Annotated in this window: 18 protein-coding genes and 2 pseudogenes; 11 read left to right on the top strand and 9 right to left on the bottom strand. The window is 68.5% G+C overall.

Annotation, left to right across the window (positions count from 1 at the left end):
* Window positions 1-102: 102 nt before the first annotated feature.
* The gene (locus AB0K21_RS02280; protein WP_364147139.1) at window positions 103-2157 is read left to right on the top strand and encodes a beta-galactosidase; all 2055 of its coding nucleotides are present in this window, start codon (window positions 103-105) and stop codon (window positions 2155-2157) included.
* Between the two features lie 307 nt (window positions 2158-2464).
* Complete coding sequence (locus tag AB0K21_RS02275; protein ID WP_364147136.1) at window positions 2465-2599, top strand: hypothetical protein; 135 nt, start codon at window positions 2465-2467, stop codon at window positions 2597-2599.
* Window positions 2600-2711: 112 nt separating this feature from the next.
* Here the strand turns inward: AB0K21_RS02275 and AB0K21_RS02270 are convergent, their stop codons facing one another.
* The gene (locus AB0K21_RS02270; protein WP_343975325.1) at window positions 2712-3050 is read right to left on the bottom strand and encodes a hypothetical protein; all 339 of its coding nucleotides are present in this window, start codon (window positions 3048-3050) and stop codon (window positions 2712-2714) included.
* Between AB0K21_RS02270 and AB0K21_RS02265 the strand changes: the two are divergent.
* From AB0K21_RS02265 to AB0K21_RS02250, 4 genes and pseudogenes are all read left to right on the top strand, one after another.
* Window positions 2998-3393 (top strand): annotated as a pseudogene (locus tag AB0K21_RS02265) (integrase core domain-containing protein); the annotation flags it as partial. The gene AB0K21_RS02270 and the pseudogene AB0K21_RS02265 overlap by 53 nt on opposite strands.
* Window positions 3394-3792, top strand: coding sequence for a hypothetical protein (locus AB0K21_RS02260; protein ID WP_364147133.1), 399 nt, complete (start codon window positions 3394-3396; stop codon window positions 3790-3792).
* 54 nt (window positions 3793-3846) lie between these two features.
* Window positions 3847-4362 carry a SigE family RNA polymerase sigma factor gene (locus AB0K21_RS02255; protein ID WP_343975319.1) on the top strand — a complete coding sequence of 172 codons (516 nt, stop codon included), beginning with the start codon at window positions 3847-3849 and terminating at the stop codon, window positions 4360-4362.
* Window positions 4359-5504, top strand: coding sequence for a hypothetical protein (locus AB0K21_RS02250; protein WP_364147130.1), 1146 nt, complete (start codon window positions 4359-4361; stop codon window positions 5502-5504). Before AB0K21_RS02255 ends, AB0K21_RS02250 begins: the two co-directional genes overlap by 4 nt.
* 340 nt (window positions 5505-5844) lie before the next feature.
* Here AB0K21_RS02250 and AB0K21_RS02245 read toward each other — a convergent pair whose 3' ends face one another.
* The 5 genes and pseudogenes from AB0K21_RS02245 to AB0K21_RS02225 all read right to left on the bottom strand — a co-directional run.
* Window positions 5845-6261 carry a hypothetical protein gene (locus AB0K21_RS02245; RefSeq protein WP_364147127.1) on the bottom strand — a complete coding sequence of 139 codons (417 nt, stop codon included), beginning with the start codon at window positions 6259-6261 and terminating at the stop codon, window positions 5845-5847.
* Window positions 6258-6503 carry a hypothetical protein gene (locus tag AB0K21_RS02240; RefSeq protein ID WP_364147124.1) on the bottom strand — a complete coding sequence of 82 codons (246 nt, stop codon included), beginning with the start codon at window positions 6501-6503 and terminating at the stop codon, window positions 6258-6260. The genes AB0K21_RS02245 and AB0K21_RS02240 overlap by 4 nt, the downstream gene beginning before the upstream one ends.
* Before the next feature lie 724 nt (window positions 6504-7227).
* Window positions 7228-7707: a hypothetical protein gene (locus tag AB0K21_RS02235; RefSeq protein ID WP_364147603.1), complete on the bottom strand. Its 480-nt coding sequence runs from the start codon at window positions 7705-7707 to the stop codon at window positions 7228-7230.
* A gap of 148 nt (window positions 7708-7855) precedes the next feature.
* On the bottom strand, window positions 7856-8884 hold the full coding sequence (locus tag AB0K21_RS02230) for a hypothetical protein (protein ID WP_364147619.1): 1029 nt from the start codon (window positions 8882-8884) through the stop codon (window positions 7856-7858).
* A 75-nt stretch (window positions 8885-8959) separates the two neighbouring features.
* Window positions 8960-9115: pseudogene (locus tag AB0K21_RS02225) on the bottom strand (helix-turn-helix transcriptional regulator); the annotation flags it as partial.
* Between the two features lie 246 nt (window positions 9116-9361).
* Between AB0K21_RS02225 and AB0K21_RS02220 the strand changes: the two are divergent.
* Genes AB0K21_RS02220 through AB0K21_RS02205 form a run of 4 tightly spaced genes read left to right on the top strand, consistent with a single transcriptional unit; the run spans window position 9362 to window position 11139 of the window.
* Complete coding sequence (locus AB0K21_RS02220; protein ID WP_364147121.1) at window positions 9362-10072, top strand: hypothetical protein; 711 nt, start codon at window positions 9362-9364, stop codon at window positions 10070-10072.
* The gene (locus tag AB0K21_RS02215; RefSeq protein ID WP_364147118.1) at window positions 10069-10479 is read left to right on the top strand and encodes a hypothetical protein; all 411 of its coding nucleotides are present in this window, start codon (window positions 10069-10071) and stop codon (window positions 10477-10479) included. Before AB0K21_RS02220 ends, AB0K21_RS02215 begins: the two co-directional genes overlap by 4 nt.
* The gene (locus AB0K21_RS02210) at window positions 10463-10813 is read left to right on the top strand and encodes a hypothetical protein (RefSeq protein ID WP_364147115.1); all 351 of its coding nucleotides are present in this window, start codon (window positions 10463-10465) and stop codon (window positions 10811-10813) included. Before AB0K21_RS02215 ends, AB0K21_RS02210 begins: the two co-directional genes overlap by 17 nt.
* Window positions 10810-11139, top strand: a complete 330-nt coding sequence (locus tag AB0K21_RS02205) for a hypothetical protein (RefSeq protein ID WP_364147113.1) — start codon at window positions 10810-10812, stop codon at window positions 11137-11139. Before AB0K21_RS02210 ends, AB0K21_RS02205 begins: the two co-directional genes overlap by 4 nt.
* Window positions 11140-11305: 166 nt before the next feature.
* Here the strand turns inward: AB0K21_RS02205 and AB0K21_RS02200 are convergent, their stop codons facing one another.
* Complete coding sequence (locus AB0K21_RS02200; RefSeq protein WP_364147110.1) at window positions 11306-12439, bottom strand: epoxide hydrolase; 1134 nt, start codon at window positions 12437-12439, stop codon at window positions 11306-11308.
* Window positions 12440-12562: 123 nt separating this feature from the next.
* On the opposite strand from AB0K21_RS02200, the gene AB0K21_RS02195 reads away from it, so the two are divergent.
* Window positions 12563-13603 carry a YafY family protein gene (locus AB0K21_RS02195; protein WP_364147107.1) on the top strand — a complete coding sequence of 347 codons (1041 nt, stop codon included), beginning with the start codon at window positions 12563-12565 and terminating at the stop codon, window positions 13601-13603.
* A gap of 277 nt (window positions 13604-13880) precedes the next feature.
* Here AB0K21_RS02195 and AB0K21_RS02190 read toward each other — a convergent pair whose 3' ends face one another.
* Window positions 13881-14762: a phosphotransferase gene (locus tag AB0K21_RS02190; RefSeq protein WP_364147104.1), complete on the bottom strand. Its 882-nt coding sequence runs from the start codon at window positions 14760-14762 to the stop codon at window positions 13881-13883.
* On the bottom strand, window positions 14731-15204 hold the full coding sequence (locus tag AB0K21_RS02185) for a hypothetical protein (RefSeq protein WP_364147101.1): 474 nt from the start codon (window positions 15202-15204) through the stop codon (window positions 14731-14733). The genes AB0K21_RS02190 and AB0K21_RS02185 overlap by 32 nt, the downstream gene beginning before the upstream one ends.
* Between the last annotated feature and the right edge of the window lie 143 nt (window positions 15205-15347).

The raw sequence follows: 15347 nt of genomic DNA, 5'->3' as shown, positions 1-15347 counted from the left end.
ACGGGCTCGACCCGCAGCGGCCCGGCAGCAGGACATGCGGCCCACGACCACGGCTTGAGCCAGGCCCCCCACCTGTGGATAATTAGTTTAGATTCCATCCAAATGAGGGAGCTGCCGGTGGACTGGCCCCGAGGGTTCGGCGGGCTGTGTTACGGCGGGGACTACAACCCCGAGCAGTGGCCGGAGGAGGTCTGGAAGGAGGACGTCGAACTGATGCGGCGGGCCGGGGTCAACCTGGTCAGCGTCGGGGTGTTCTCCTGGGCGCGACTGGAGCCCACACCGGGCGCCTACGACTTCGGCTGGCTCGACCGCGTCCTCGACCTGCTGCACGAGGGCGGAATCGGGGTCGACCTGGCCACCCCGACCGCCTCCCCGCCCCCATGGTTCGGCCTCGCCCATCCCGACGCCCGCACCGTCACCCCCGACGGCACCCGGCTCACCCACGGCAGCCGCGACACCTACTGCGTGCACTCCCCCGCCTACCGCGCCGCCTGCACCGGGATCGCCCGTACGCTCGCCGAGCGCTACCACGACCACCCGGCACTGGTCATGTGGCACGTGCACAACGAGTACGGCACCGTCTGCCACTGCGACCACGCCGCCGACGCGTTCAGGGTCTGGCTACGGTCGCGGCACGGCACCCTGGAGGCGCTGAACGACGCCTGGACCACCTCCTTCTGGAGCCAGCACTACTCCGCCTGGGAGCAGATCACCCCGCCCCGCGCCACCCAGTACCTGCCCAACCCCGCCCAGGTCCTGGACTTCCGGCGGTTCGTCTCCGACGCGATGCTCGACCACTTCCGCGAGCAGAAGGCGGTGTTGCGCGAACTCACCCCGGACGTCCCGGTCACCACGAACTTCGTGCTCGGCGACTGGGTCCCGGTGAACCAGCGGCACTGGGCCGCGGAAGTCGACCTGGTGGCCATCGACCACTACCCGTCCGCCGACCCACCGGCCGAGACCGCCTTCGCCGCCGACCTGGCGCGCGGCTGGGCCTCGGGGAAACCCTGGCTGCTGATGGAGCAGGCGGTGGTCACCTACACCGGCCCCCGGATGCTCGCCAAGCGGCCCGGTGAGATCACCAGGCTGAGCCTGTCGCACATCGCGCGGGGCTCGCGGGGGGCGATGTTCTTCCAGTGGCGGGCCTCCCGGGGCGGCGCCGAGCTCTGGCACGCGGGCATGGTGCCGCACGCCGGACCGGACTCGCGGATCTTCCGCGAGATCTGCGACCTGGGCGCGCTGCTGCCCACCCTGCAGGACGCCTGCGCGGCCCCCGTCCAGGCCGGGGCCGCGATCCTCTGGGACGTCGAGGCGAACTGGGCGCTCCAGGCCCCCGGCCTGCCCTCCACCGAACTGAACCACACCGAGGCGGTACGCCAGGCGCACCGGGTGCTCTACCGGCACGGCGTCACCGCCGACCTCGTGCACCCCTCCGCCGACCTGTCGGCGTACCCGCTCGTCCTCGTCCCGAGCCTCTACCTCATCTGCGACGCCGACGCCGAGAACCTGCGCCGCTACGTCGCGGGCGGCGGCACCCTGGTGGTCTCCTTCCTCAGCGGCGTCGCCGACGAGCACGCCCGTGTCCGCCTCGGCGGCTACCCCGGCGCCCTCCGCGACCTCCTGGGCATCAGGGTCGAGGAGTTCCACCCACTCCCCCCGGCCATCGCCCTCACCCTCTCCGCCCCGTCCCCGAACGGATCCGGCTCGCACCCGGCCGCCCCCGTACCCACCGAGGCCAGAACCTCGGCGCGCATCCCCGACCAGGCCGAAACCCCCGCGCGGTCCCGCCCCGGAGCCGGCCCCTTCGCCTCCGGCCAGGCGGAGACCGGCACGTTCTGGAGCGAGCACGTGCACCTGGAGGGCGCCGAGGCGCTGGCCGTCTACACCGGCCCGCACACCCTGGGCACCCCGCTCTCCGGCCGACCCGCGATCACCCGCCATTCGTACGGCTCCGGCACCGCCCTCTACGTCTCCACCCGCCTGACCGACGACGCCTACGCCCGCCTGCTCGGCCTGACCCCCACCCCCGTGGAACTCGTCCGGCGCGGCGACTGGCTCTTCGCCATCAACCACGGCGACGAGGAACACGAAGTGGACGGCCTGCGCCTGCCTCCCGGCGGTTTCACCGTACGACTACACGACGCCTCGAAGCCCTAACCCCGGGATCGCCCGGCGATGCAGCTGTTCTCCCGGATCATCCACAGTCGGTCGGCGGCCTTGGCCACGTCCTGGCCTGAGCGGCTCCCCTCAGCCGTGACGGGGAGCCGTCCGATTCTCGGACAGGATGCAGCCCGCCCCGCCGGCGTCGGCGAGTTCGGTGGTGAAGCACTCGATGCCGTAGCGGACGACTCGAAATCCCGCGTCTGGGCCGCGTGTACGTGATCGGGGAGCTGCGGCCGACCGACCGCCGCCGACGCGACCGGGCAACTGGTATCCATCGGAAAAGGCAGCGATCGACGGCGCAATGACCGATGCCGGGGTCCTGGAAGACGACGACCAGACCCACCTGATCGGGCCCGACATGCGGCTCGGTGAGGTCGTGAAGGAGAGCCGGCTCGCCCTCCACGTCTGGGACATCGGCTCGGAGGATCGGCCTTGAACCGGGGCACCTTCCTGTACCGGCTGCGGCTTTCTGCCTCCCGCACGAGCAAAGGGCGCCGCCCACCAACGTGACAGGTGGGCGGCGCGCTCTGTGGGACGCGAGGCGGGGATCAGCAGTCGGCGACGCCGCTCGGTGCCTGCACGCCGGCATAGAGCTGTGCGCGGCTGTATGCGCCAACCCACTCGCAGGGGCCGTCAGGCCACAGATCGGCCACAGCGCGCATCTTTTTCGCCTGACCGCAGGCGTTGTAGACCTTCGCGTACCAGTAGATGCCGTCCTTCTTGATCGCCCCCTCGTAGGCGCCGCAGCCCATGATCTGAACATCGTCCGACGTCGACGCTGCGGAAGCTCCGGCCAGCGGGGACACGAGCAGGGCTCCGGCGAACACCGCGGCCATTGCCGTCCGGAACAGCTTCCTGCGCTTCGTCGCGGTCCGTGATGAGGTCATCGAGTTTCCTTTCGGTCTGCCGAATGACTATCTGTCAGAAAGATCATCAGGACGATTCGGATTTTCGGGAACCTGGAGGCTTCAAGGGTGCGGGAAACAACACCTGCCGACTCCGGAGTGTGACGCCGCCCACCGACGTCACAGACTCGCGCTGCCGGGGATCGATCGGTCCCGTTCACGGCCGTGTGTGTCCAACGACAACCCGTACTCGGAAGCGCGGTTCAAGACACTTAAGTACTGTCCAGCTTTTTCTGGAACGTTCGGGTCCATCGAAGACGCAGGCGTCTTTTGCGACCGGTTTTTCCAGTATTGCAATAACGAGCATCGTCATTCCGGTATCGGAATGCACACCCCGGCGTCCGTGCACGACGGCTCCGTGGTCAAGATCCACGCCCAGCGGGTCGCCACCCTGAACGCGGCCTTCCTGGCCCACCCCGAGCGGTTCCGCGGCCGTCCGCCCTGCCCGCCGCCGCCAACCCGGGTGACGACATGGAACACCGACTGCGGCACCGACAACAGCCCCCGTACCTGCACCCTCGCGTGGTTCCACGACGGCGGGATGGTCACCGGGTTCCGGCCAGAGGTCGCCGAACGGGATCTCGCGGCCATCCGCACCGACTACGCCGCCCACCTGACCGGCGTCCAGGGAAAGGCGAGCAGCGGCGCCATGCCGCCTGGCAAGCAGATGCGTCTCCACCTGGCAGAACGCTCGATCAGCAGCTACGCCGCCGTGGATCGCTGAACTTTTCGGCGTTCGCTTCCAACCTTCGCCCCCTCGGCGGAGTTGTTTAATCGCATGGACCGCTATGAGGGGTTCCAGGAGTTCGTGTACGCCCGCCAGCAGTCGCTGATGCGGACCGCATACCTGCTCACTGGAGACGCCCACCTCGCCGAAGACCTGTTACAGACGGTCCTCACCAGGGTCGCCTCCCGCTGGCCCAGGATCGCCGGAAACGGCAACGTCGAGGCTTACGCCCGCAAGGCGCTGATCAATCAGCACCTGTCATGGCGCAGACGGAGAGCCGTTGAACTGCCGAGCGCCACACTGCCCGAACACGGCCGGTCGCACGACGAGTCGACCGTACGCCGCCTGGCCCTGCGTCAGGCACTCGGCAGGCTGACCCCGCGCCAGCGGGCAGTACTCGTGCTGCGTTTCTTCGAGGACCGCACCGAACACGAGACCGCCCGGCTCATGGGCTGCTCGCTCGGCACGGTCAAGAGCCAGACCCACCACGCTCTGTCGCGCCTGCGCGTCCTGGCCCCCGAACTGGCCGACCTGCTCGCCGACGTGCCGACGGAGGTGCACCGATGAACCTGCTCCGCGACGAACTACACCGGATCGCCGACGAAGCCCCCCAGATCGACCTGGCCGAGCGTGCCCTCAAGGGCGCCAGGCACAGGCGTGCCATCACCCTGGCGCTGGTCGTGGCCACCGCCGTGGCGATGCTGACGGGCGGCGTGGTCACCGTGGTCACCGTGGTCAACGGCGGCCTACGCGGCGAAGGACCCATCGTGCTGACGCCCGTCCCCGAGGTCGTCCCCGCGTTGCCGAAGAAGGGCGTCGGACCGCTGGCCCGCGCCTACACCCACCTCTGCCCGCCTCCCACGATCGACGATACGGACTGTGTCGACGGCCGGTGGCGGGTGGTCACCACCTCCGGAGTGACCTACGAGCTCACCGCCGCCCTGGGCCTCAGAAACGTGGGCAAGGAGGTCCTGCTCGGTCCGGTGGCGATCACCCAGAACGGCCGGCGGATCGCCTACTACAGCGAGAAACAGCAGACCATCGAGGTACGCGACCTGCGAAGCGGCCGAATCTGGAAGGCGCCGCTCACGATCTCCAAGGACGACCTCGACGGTGAGAACTTCCTACGCCTGTCTCCCGACGGCCTGCACCTGATCTACACGAACTTCGGCGGCAGACCCAGGCCGTACAGCGTCCTGATCGACATCGCGGGAGGTGAGACGAGCGCGTTGAACGGCGACTGGTTCCCGGTGAGCGTCGGCGACGGCGGCAGCCCGGTCACACTGGTGAGGCCGTACGACAGCACCACCCGGATCCGGGTCCTGGGCAACGCGCCGGTCACCGTCAAGGACTTCACCTACAGCTTCAGCGCCCTCGGCCCGGACGGGCGCACCCTGGTTCGAATCGGCTCGCCCCGGGGCCGCGACGCCAAGCCGACGCCCGAGCGCCCTCGGACGATCGTCACGATCGATGCCATCAGCGGTCGCGAGAACCCCGAGGTGGCGCCCCAGGGCATCCCGGAAGAGCTGAGCCCCTCCCACCTGGGCGGCTGGGTGAGCGAGACCGAGGTGACGCTGCTCGCCGTGCCCAAACTCCCCCGCTCGGGCACGCCGACGCTGTACGCGGTGAACGTCCACACCGGCAAGACCAGACAGCTGCGAACATTCGACTCCGAAACCACCGGTGTCCTGCCGGGACTGATCGGCTGAACCACATCGAGGGGTCCGGGGACGCCCCCGCTCATCCACCACCGCCGACCTCGGCACACCGCCCCGGCCACGCGCCGACCTGACAGGCGGCCCCCACGATCACGTTGAGACCCTTATCGGCCCCGGAGGGCCGGTGAGGGTCTCCCGGTCGAGCGTGTGCCCCCAGACGGTGCGACGCAGGAAGACCTCCGTGCTCGCGTCGAGGTCGGGCCATTCGTTGACGTGCCGCTCCCATCCTTCGTCCTCCAGGCGGCCGGCTCGTCCGTCCGGTAAGCGTCCAGGAGTTCCCGGCGCCGCTCGTCGGTCCGCTTGGTTCTCGGCACGGACGCCTCCAATCGGACTACATGTCGTCGGAGATCTCGATCACTTGCAGGTGCTCCTCGATGTGGCGTCGCGGCTCCTCCCACCGGGAGGTATCAAGGGTGAGGATCGCGCCGATCCGGGCGAGGGCTTCGGTGGCGGCCTGAGCGTCCCAGACGTCCAGACCGGTCCTGCCGACCATGTCGGCCAGGGCGATGCTCTCCTCTGGCCCGTCGAGGGAGGCAACGGTGACACCTGCCATCAGGGACAGGCCACGCAGTGCGTCGGCCGCCTCAGGCGACTTGTTGTCGAGCATGACCCTGGTGATGGCCAACGCGGGGATGACCATCGGCTGTTCGCCGGCGTCGAATATCTGGATGAGGTTGATCAGCGCGGTATCGCCACGGGTGAGTTCGCCCAGGACGGTCTTGTCCAGGATGAGCGGAGGGATGATCACCCGAGTTTCGCCCTGACGTTGGCGGCCATGCGTTCGGCGCGGGCGACGGCGTCGGGGTCCGCCTGCGCTTTGGTGACGAGTCCACCCCAGGCGGCACGGGCGCGTCGTTCGCTGCGGACGCGCGCCGCGATGGCCTCGTTGACATAGGCGGACAGGGAGCGGGCGTCACCGCCTTCCACCTGCTGTTCGGCGTAGTCGATCAAGTCAGTGTCCACCGTGACGGTGACGGCTCGTTTCCTCATACTCGGATCATATAATCGACATAAGATAACTGGCCTGGGAACGAGCAAAAGGGCGCGGACCATGTGGTCCGCGGTGTCTTCGTCGTACTACAGCTCCAGGACCACGTCTCGCCCCACCATCCTGCGGCGGCCGGTAGGTGATCGCCTTCGGGATCGCCCCTATCGGGGCACGCCAGGCCTTCGGCTGCGCCACAAGCGGCAGATCATCGGCCGGACCTCACGCACCTGGCACTGGCCCTCGGTCGAACAGACGACGTTCTTACCTTTGAGTATCCAGTCGCCTGCGCCCTTCCAGTGCGGGAGACGGAACTCCACCTCACGGATCCGCTGCCCCCGTGTGGATCCATCCGGTGATGTGGTCGAGTGCTGCTCTGGCGAGTCCACGAGGTTGCACCCCTCACCGGCCCCAGAAGGCCGGTGAGGGTCGTGCTGGTGACGGCCACCTTGAAGATTAACGACCGGTTGCGATCCTCACCGACCCCGGAGGGCCGGTGCTGGAGTTCTTGAGCTGGGATTTTAGTCTTTTTCGAGGGAGAGACGTCCAGCAGGCGCGAGGAAATGTCTGATTGCTGATGATTTCCGGTTCGGAACAGGTGGCGTGTCGTGGGCATAGTAGGGGTTCCTAGATCAACAAGGGGCCGCGGAAGCAACGGACCGCGTAATACAGCCCGATTGGGAAGAAGCTCATCGTCCCCCTTGCACCTATCCGACCAGCGGAATGCCTTTATCCTCTGGCGGCCCCCTCCGGCCAGATCACAGTCACCCGTACACCGCGCCGCCGAGCTTCTGCCACGACGCCCGCCGTCCCGCCCTCGTCCACGGACGGCTCACCGTCCCACACCGCCACGAGCTCATCGACCGAGCCCAGCATCGCGTCGTTGGCCGCGACATACGCGTCCCGGCTCGCGTGGCCGAAATCCATGACGCGAACCCGAGCGGCCTTGCCGAGCAGCCGGTCGAACTGCTCGGCGTGATCCGGCTTGACCTTGGTGTCGCGATAGTCCCGGGACGGCAGGACGACTTCGAGCGCGCCACCGGCCTCCAGGACCGCGTCAGCGAACAACGAGTCGGCTCCCCGGGCGATACAGGACACCCCCGTCACGTCACCGGTTACCTCTGTCAGGTGCGAGCGAAGCGTGTCCGACACCAGGCGAGCCGTATCCGGCGTCAGGTTCATGTGGCCGGTAACACCAATACGCATCATCGGCGCCTCCTGATCGACAACAGTGATCTTCTCAGCGTGCCAGTGTCTCCCGAATCCGCTCACTCAAGCCGGCCATCACGGGTTCGCGCCGTACCGCGAGTTCCGCATGCGACTCGCGGAGCCGGACGCGCACTCGGTCTTGCGGTGGTCAGGCTGACCGATCTCCTGCCGTCAGTGCGTGTAGTTCACGGGCTGCGGGTAGCGCCCGAGCTCCCTCGGGCAGTGCGGTCACGATCTCTCGTACGATTTTGCGCCGGGCGGCTGTGACGGGAAGAGATGCCGTGATGTCGAGAGCATGACCTAGCCCTTCGGTCACATCTCGATCTTGGACCAGTCCCCATGCCTGGAGGAGACCGATGTTGGCCCTTCCTCCGGCCTTCTCACGCGGGCACGCCGCGAGAGCCTGCTCCAGCATGGGCATTGCCGCCTTGCCGTCCCCCAGCATGGTGAGTACGAAAGCCTCGGCGTACTGGACCCCTTCCGGGGGCATGCCCCACACGGAGACGTGGTCGCCGGTCACGAGGGCGGGAAGACGCTCGTAGACATCCCTGAAATCGTTGAGGACCTCATGGGCGATGTCTGTCCGTGCATCCGTGGCGAGGACGCGACTACGGGTTTTCAGCGCTTCCGCCAAGCCGAGACACGGGCGACCATCGGCAAGATGTACGGCCTCCTCGATCAAGGTGTCCGTAGCGGGTCCAAGGCGATGCAGGTAGAACGATTGGGAGGCTTCGCCGGCACGGACCCAGACCTGCAGGTCGAGGTCGCCGGAGGCGTCGGCGGCCAAGCGAGCCGCACGCCATGAACGCCAGCACGCACGAGGGCTGGAGCTTTCAGCCAGGTCGAGTGCCATGAACGCCGCCAGGTGAGCGTAGACGCGCAGCAACGTGGCCCGTGCTGTCAGGGACTGGGAGTGCGTCAGGGCCTGGTCCAGGTCGCGGATGTCACCCGCCAGGTCGGCGATCCTGGAACCTGGCGGTTCGGTCCACATGCCCTGTGCGTAATCCCAAGCGATCTGCTCCCAGTCGTTCACGCTGTTCTCGACCGCCTGACCCGTGATCCGCCCCAGGCCCACGTGTAGAGCGTCTACGGCGGAAGCGGGGATGCCGACCCCGGCACCCATCATCGTCAAGAGCTGAAGAAGAGTACGACGCTCCACATCATCCTCATCACGCACTGAGGGCTTTGTGTCGAGCTTACTTCTCCGGAGCCGATCGATTTCCCTAACTAGGGCATGAAGTGCCACAAGCTGTCCATTGGCCCCTAATGCCATATCAATCGCCCGGACGCTGGCGGCGTCCGGGCGTGATGCCGCCCGCTCCCATGCAGAGATCATCGTATGGTCCACATGCACTATTTCGGCGAGGTCCCGCTGCGACAAATGGGCATTATCCCGCCATTGGCGCATGGTGGCGCCCAGCAAGTGCCATGGGGAATCGGCTGGATTAACCGGTTGGGGCGCACGCGGCATGCCGTACTCCAAGGTTGGGGGACGTTGGGGGATATACGTCATCCCCCTATGAACCTCTTGGATATCTCGTTTGGTCGATCCCACTATTACATCGACGTGGCAACGAGCCCCGTGAAATAGCGGACCCGCCACCGGTAGCCGACACCGGGACGGGCCCTTGATCAGGAAAGGAGTCCTGACCCGATGCACAACCCTAATGCTCCGGTTCTCGACCGGGCCTTGGCGAGCGGCTGCGGCTGTTTCACGGAAAGGCCGCCACTGCCGATGGGGTGCGCCGTCTGTGGGCACGCGCCGTACGCGCACGGCTGCCCCGGCCGGGCCGCCGACCACGAGTACGCGCAGCCGTCCGGCGAGCTGATGGCCGAGCGCCTCGACGTACGCCACCGACTCGGCCTGGGCCAGACCTCGCCGACCTTCCAACCCGCCTACGAGGTCACCGCGCAACTCGCTCCGGTCGTGCCCGCGCCCCGCCAGGTCGAACGCGAGAAGACGTCGGCCCGCACCCGGTCCGCCGGATGTACCGACACGCGCCGCCCGGTGATGTCCGGCACCGGCCGTCCGTACCGGCCGGTCGAGACGCGCGAGGACCGCGCGGCCCGCCTGGCACTCGCCCGGGATTCACTCACCCGACGCCGAGCCCTGATCGCGGCACGCGCGGCCGAACACCCAACCCGGAACGCGGACCGCCGGCCACGACACCCACGACCAGCCGAACCGGACCATCGGGTCCAGCGGACGCTCACCGTGCTACCGGACATCCCCGGCACCGAAGAGCGTCGTCCGGTCTACCAGGCTCCCCCGCCAAGGCTCACCGTCGCTCCCGGCCGGGGCCGCCCACCGGGCGCCCTCTCGTCCTGGCGACACCACCCGCACCGGCAAGAGGCCGCGGCATGAACACGACTCCGAAATCCCTCGCGTGCGGGTGCGAGTGCAGGTGCGGACCTGCCTCCCCGATCACCAGCGCGCCGCCGACAGCCATGGAGTACGCCCAGGACCTGGCCGCCATCCTGGCCGAACTTCACCACATCCACGCCGACGTCCACGAACTCAACTCCGGCAACGCCATCGTCTCCCTCCACCACGGGCTGCTGGCCTACACCGACGGCGAAAGCTTCTGGTGGACCGGCCCCGAACTCAACCACGCGGGCAGCCCACTGCTCAGCTCCGAGCCGACACTGCTCGCCGCCGCCAGGCAGCTCGCCGAGCACCACGCCCTCCTGAGCGCCAAGGACGACGTGATGCGCAACGGGCTGCCCCTGCTGGCCGACGTGATCGGGGCCGAGCATGTCGACCCTCGCTGACCTCGACGCGGCCCGAGCCGCCCAGCAGGTCCAACAACACGCACCCGACTGGTTCGTCATCTGGAGCCTGCGCCACCGCCGCTTCGAAGCCTGGCAGTGCACCGACCCCACCGAATGCCGCATCGTCTGCGCGAGCAGCGCCGCCACCCTGTGGGACCTCATGCAACAGCTGGAACTCGACATGCGGTCGACCTCATCACCCGGCGACCAGCCGTTCACACCCAACGCGGTCAGCCGTCCGGCCCTGGAGTCCGTACTCCTCGCCCTGCCCCCAAAACGCGCCGCACGAGTCCCAGGGCCGCACCCCTCACCGGCGGAGAGGAGCCAACCGTGATCCCTCCTCCTGACATCCCGGCGGGCGAGCGGCTGAACGTCACCAGGTGGCACCCCGGCGCCGTCGTCGCCCTCCAGCACCTGCGCACCGAACTGCACCCCCACCGCGTCTACCCGCCCGTCTCCTACGACCACGGCCGGCCCCACCTCGTGATCAACGCCGACCTGACCGTGTGGGCCGACACCGCAGGCACGACCTTCTGCTGGGGCCCCCGCCTCCTCGAAGAACCCGTAGAACAGACACCCACAGACGACCTGCCTCAGGTCGCGCGCCGCATCGCCGGACACCTCGGGAGGCACTACGCCGAACCGACGGATCTCCCCTGAACCGCGCGGCGGCACGGCGATCCCACCTCCCGTGCCGCCGCGCCCCACCCCCCACGGGCGGTGGTGCACAACCAGGGACCGCCCGCGGGGCCAGACGACCACACGCCCCCTGCCCGGAAAGACGTGTCGCGTCACCAGGTGTGGGAGACGCGGCCGCCGGGGAAGGTCAGCGGACCTTGCCGAAGAACTCGCGGATGTCGGCGGCGACGTGATCGGGCCGTTCCATGGCGACGAAGTGGTGGCCGCCTGGATTGTCTTCCGGCCAGTGCACGACGGTGTTGTGTCGTTCGGCGAACCGGCGGATTCCGGGCGGTCCGTTGTACACGCCGGTCGGCGCCGCCGTCTGCCCCTCCGGCCAGCCGAAGCCCGTGCTCTCGTAGTAGGGCCAGGAGGAGGTTCCCAGCGTCCCGGTGAGCCAGTAGAGGCTCACGTTGGTGAGGATCAGGTCGCGATCGATCACCTGCTCCGGCGGTTTCGCGGCGACGGTGAACTCCTTGAACTTCTGCGTCATCCAGGCCAGCGCGGCGACCGGAGAGTCGTGCCATCCGTAGGCGAAGGTCTGGGGCGCCGCGCGCAGCAGCCCATGATGGTCCACGCCGTTCATCCAGTCCTGCTGCTGGAGCAGCGCGTAGGCCGCCCGCTCGTCGTCGGTCATCTCGGGAACGTCGTCTTCGGTGGGGAAGCCGAGCCCGCTGATGACATAGACGCCGACCACGTGCTCCGGGGCGACCTTGGCGACTTCCGGGGCGACGTACGCACCGAAGTCCCCGCCCTGGGTGCCGTAGCGGTCGTATCCGAGGCGGCGCATCAGCTCCGCCCAGGTCCGCGCCACGCGCGTGGCGTTCCAGCCGGTCTCGCGCGGCGGCGCGGAGAACCCGAAACCGGGTAGCGACGGCACGACGACATGGAACGCCTGGGACGGGTCGCCGCCGTGCGCGCGGGGATCGGTGAGGGGGCCGATGAGGTCGGTGAACTCCACGAACGAGTTCGGCCAGCCGTGGGTGAGGATGAGCGGCAGGGCGTCGGGCTCGGCGGAACGCACGTGCAGGAAGTGGATGTCCTGGCCGTCGATCTCGGTCATGAACTGCGGAAATTCGTTCAGTCGCGCCTCGTGCCGGCGCCAGTCGTACTCGCCGCACCAGTATTCGGCCAGATCCTTGAGGTAGTCGGTGGGGACGCCCCGGCTCCACTCCTCGCCGGGAAGTTCCCGGGGCCACCGGGTGCGGGCCAGCCGGTCGCGCAGCTCGTCCAGATCTGCCTGGGGGATCTCGATGCGGAAGGGACGGACCTCGGTGCTCATGACTCTCCTCAGTGGGTGCGCGACGCCCCGGGCAGGCCCGGGTGGCACGTCGCGGTGTCATGGTCGAGAGTAGGAACCATCTGGGTCAGTTCCTGACCTACATGGCCGGGCATGATGGACCCCATGAGCGACACCCCCGCACGACTGCTCAAACTGCTGTCCCTGCTGCAGACCCCGCGCGAATGGCCCGGCAGCGAGCTGGCCGAGCGCCTGGGGGTCAGCCCCCGGACGATCCGGCGGGATGTCGATCGCCTGCGTGAGCTGGACTATCCGGTGCTCGCGACGATGGGAGCGGTGGGCGGCTACCGGCTCGCCGCCGGTAAGGCCATGCCACCGTTGCTGCTGGACGACGAGGAGGCGGTGGCCATCGCGGTCGGTCTGCGCATGGCGGCCAGGACTCCGGTGGACGGCATGGAGGATGCGTCCGTGCGGGCCCTGGCCAAGCTGGAGCAGGTGCTGCCGTCCCGGCTGCGGTACCGGGTCGCCACGTTGGCCGCGGCCCTGGTGTCGATGCTGACCGGGAACGGGCCGAGTGTCGATCCGCAGCACCTGACGGTGCTCGCCGGCGCGGTCGCCAACCGCGAACGCCTGCGGTTCGCCTATCAGGCGGGTGACGGGAGCGAGACCGGACGCCTGGTCGAGCCGTACCGCCTGGTGGCGGCCGGGCGCCGCTGGTACCTGCTGGCCTACGACAACGATCGCGATGACTGGCGGACCTTCCGCGTCGACCGAATCGGTGATCCGCGGCCGACCGGCGTGCGGGTCCCGCCCCGCGAGCCGCCAGAACAGGACGCGGCCGCCTTCGTCGTCGACAAGCTGTACTCGTCGGCACCCACCTACGAGATGCTGGCGACCCTGCACCTTCCGGCCGACCAGGTGGTGCGACGGCTCGGCACCGCCCCGGGCGACGTCCAGCCGATCGACGAGCACAGCTGCCTTCTGCACGGGCGCGCCGACACCCTGGAGTGGCTGGCCGCCCGGCTGCTCCTGCTCGGCTGCGAGTTCCAGGTGCACGAGCCGCCCGAACTGCCGGCGTACCTGCGTGCGGCGGGCGCCCGCGCCATCCGCGCCGCCGGGGGTCCCGGCGAAGTCGACCGCCTACTGGCAGACGATCGGGATGTCAGCACCGATTCAGGCGGAGGCGTCAGCGTGCCACCGACCTGACGGCCGACCACTGCCATCCTTCGGACCCATGCCAGAGCAAGATCGGCAGCGGATGTGGAAAACGTCTCCGATCCCGGTTTCGTTCCCCAGCTCCGACTACATCCACCAGCCCTGTCGGAGGCGATGCCGTGCCGCTTCGAACACGGCCCTGACCGGCCGGGCCAGGAGTACGCCATGATGCTCGCCCGCGCCGCGGATGGGAACCAGATCGCCGATTCGGCGCCCTGCCGTTCGAAGCGGGTTCGAAGATCGGCTGATCCACGACGTCGCGCGTGGATCAGCAGGTGCGGTACTCCACCCATGCCCGGCAAGCCGCAGCGGTCCTCGCACGCTTCGCCCGCAGATGAGCCGGACCGACCTCGGCCAGGCGAACGGCGAACAGGGCGCGAGCCGCAGCCAGTGCGGTCACCGCATCCACCGGAGCCGAACCCCACGCAGGCACCTGGGCAACAACCCGCTCAGCCCCGGCAGGCGTGTGACCGGCATCAATCAGCCGTGGAACGAGCAAGGCGACGTCCACCCACGCGGCCCCCTGACAGGCCATGGACCAATCGACGACCAGACACCGATCATCGTCGACCAGGAGATTGCCCGCGTGTAAGTCCGCATGCAGCAACATGGTCCCTGTCAGGTCGTCCAGGTCCAGGGCTTTGACGAGCGGTTCGTAGTAGGCGACCTCGGGCCATGGGTCGGCCAGCACGTCTTCGGCCGCGCGTAGCAGCGCGGAGACCTTGACTGTCACTGAGGGCGCCCCAGGCCAGGGGCAAGGTATGCCGATGCTGTGCACCGCGTCCACCACGAAGGGAAGGTGCGGCGAGCCGGGAGCCAGGTTCGCCTCTCGGCCGGGCGCGTGCTCGAAGACGAGTAGGTGCCAGTCAGCGACGTCATCGGCCCACACCATGCGGGGTGCTGGGATACCCGTGGGGAGCGCCTGGTTGGCGGCGCGCTCCCGTACGTAGTGAGGAGCGATGGGTGCGGCGGAGGGGGCCGCCTTCGCGAAGAAGACGGCCCCCTCAGTGGTGGTGACGTGTGCAGCGATTCCAGAGGTCAGACCGGCCTCGGCCGATCGGATGTGGGCGACCGAACCGGTCTGCTCCTCGATCGCCGCGCGAGCGGGATCGGGCAGGTCAGCCCACTGCCTTCTGCTTCGGACTGTCACTGCACCCCGCATAACACTGGTTGCACCTGCCGCTGCTGCATTCGGCGGAGGCCGGCCATACCACCGGGTCCACCCGGTAGCCGGCGGCCTCCATCGCGGCCATCGTAACCGCGAGGCTGCCCCCGGCCCCGGTTTCGCTGGAGATGTCGTCGGGGGTGTGGTGGATGAACCGGCCGGCAACCCTCGCGCAGAAGTCCCGGTACTCGCGGGTGTACATCAGGAACGTGTGCCAGCCGAGGTCGACCTGCTCGGACGGCCCGAGGCCGGCACCGGGGTTGGCGGCGCAAGCGGCGAGGAACGCGAGCGCCTGCTCCATGATGATGTCGGCCTGGTGGGCGTGAGCGGGGTGGTCGACGGCGATCCGCGCGGTCAGCCGGTCGAATAGGTCGTGGCTGATGAGAGTGCGGGGGGTGGTGGCGGGCCGGTCGAGGATGACGGTCATGGTGGGTCCTCCTGTCGGTGGTGCCGGTTGGCTTACGCTTCCACGGTCGCCGCCGCAGGTGGGGGCTGTCATTGCTGGACTACCCGCCGGCCATTGAGAGTGAGGCGTCAATTACACACACATGGCCTGCACGGTAAGTGCCC

It is taken from the genome of Streptosporangium sp. NPDC049248 (genome assembly GCF_040678965.1).
In the GTDB taxonomy this organism is placed as follows: Bacteria; Actinomycetota; Actinomycetes; order Streptosporangiales; family Streptosporangiaceae; genus Streptosporangium; species Streptosporangium fukuiense.
This window is presented reverse-complemented; position numbering and strand designations above follow the sequence as displayed.

What these genes read in the sequence shown, in the direction of transcription:
- AB0K21_RS02235 (WP_364147603.1), bottom strand. Translation starts at nt 7,707, where the DNA reads ATGATGCGTATTGGTGTTACCGGCCACATGAACCTGACGCCGGATACG.
- AB0K21_RS02275 (WP_364147136.1), top strand. Translation starts at nt 2,465, where the DNA reads ATGACCGATGCCGGGGTCCTGGAAGACGACGACCAGACCCACCTGATC.
- AB0K21_RS02210 (WP_364147115.1), top strand. Translation starts at nt 10,463, where the DNA reads ATGTCGACCCTCGCTGACCTCGACGCGGCCCGAGCCGCCCAGCAGGTC.
- AB0K21_RS02200 (WP_364147110.1), bottom strand. Translation starts at nt 12,439, where the DNA reads ATGAGCACCGAGGTCCGTCCCTTCCGCATCGAGATCCCCCAGGCAGAT.
- AB0K21_RS02280 (WP_364147139.1), top strand. Translation starts at nt 103, where the DNA reads ATGAGGGAGCTGCCGGTGGACTGGCCCCGAGGGTTCGGCGGGCTGTGT.
- AB0K21_RS02195 (WP_364147107.1), top strand. Translation starts at nt 12,563, where the DNA reads ATGAGCGACACCCCCGCACGACTGCTCAAACTGCTGTCCCTGCTGCAG.
- AB0K21_RS02185 (WP_364147101.1), bottom strand. Translation starts at nt 15,204, where the DNA reads ATGACCGTCATCCTCGACCGGCCCGCCACCACCCCCCGCACTCTCATC.
- AB0K21_RS02270 (WP_343975325.1), bottom strand. Translation starts at nt 3,050, where the DNA reads ATGACCTCATCACGGACCGCGACGAAGCGCAGGAAGCTGTTCCGGACG.
- AB0K21_RS02250 (WP_364147130.1), top strand. Translation starts at nt 4,359, where the DNA reads ATGAACCTGCTCCGCGACGAACTACACCGGATCGCCGACGAAGCCCCC.
- AB0K21_RS02215 (WP_364147118.1), top strand. Translation starts at nt 10,069, where the DNA reads ATGAACACGACTCCGAAATCCCTCGCGTGCGGGTGCGAGTGCAGGTGC.
- AB0K21_RS02220 (WP_364147121.1), top strand. Translation starts at nt 9,362, where the DNA reads ATGCACAACCCTAATGCTCCGGTTCTCGACCGGGCCTTGGCGAGCGGC.
- AB0K21_RS02255 (WP_343975319.1), top strand. Translation starts at nt 3,847, where the DNA reads ATGGACCGCTATGAGGGGTTCCAGGAGTTCGTGTACGCCCGCCAGCAG.
- AB0K21_RS02260 (WP_364147133.1), top strand. Translation starts at nt 3,394, where the DNA reads ATGCACACCCCGGCGTCCGTGCACGACGGCTCCGTGGTCAAGATCCAC.
- AB0K21_RS02240 (WP_364147124.1), bottom strand. Translation starts at nt 6,503, where the DNA reads ATGAGGAAACGAGCCGTCACCGTCACGGTGGACACTGACTTGATCGAC.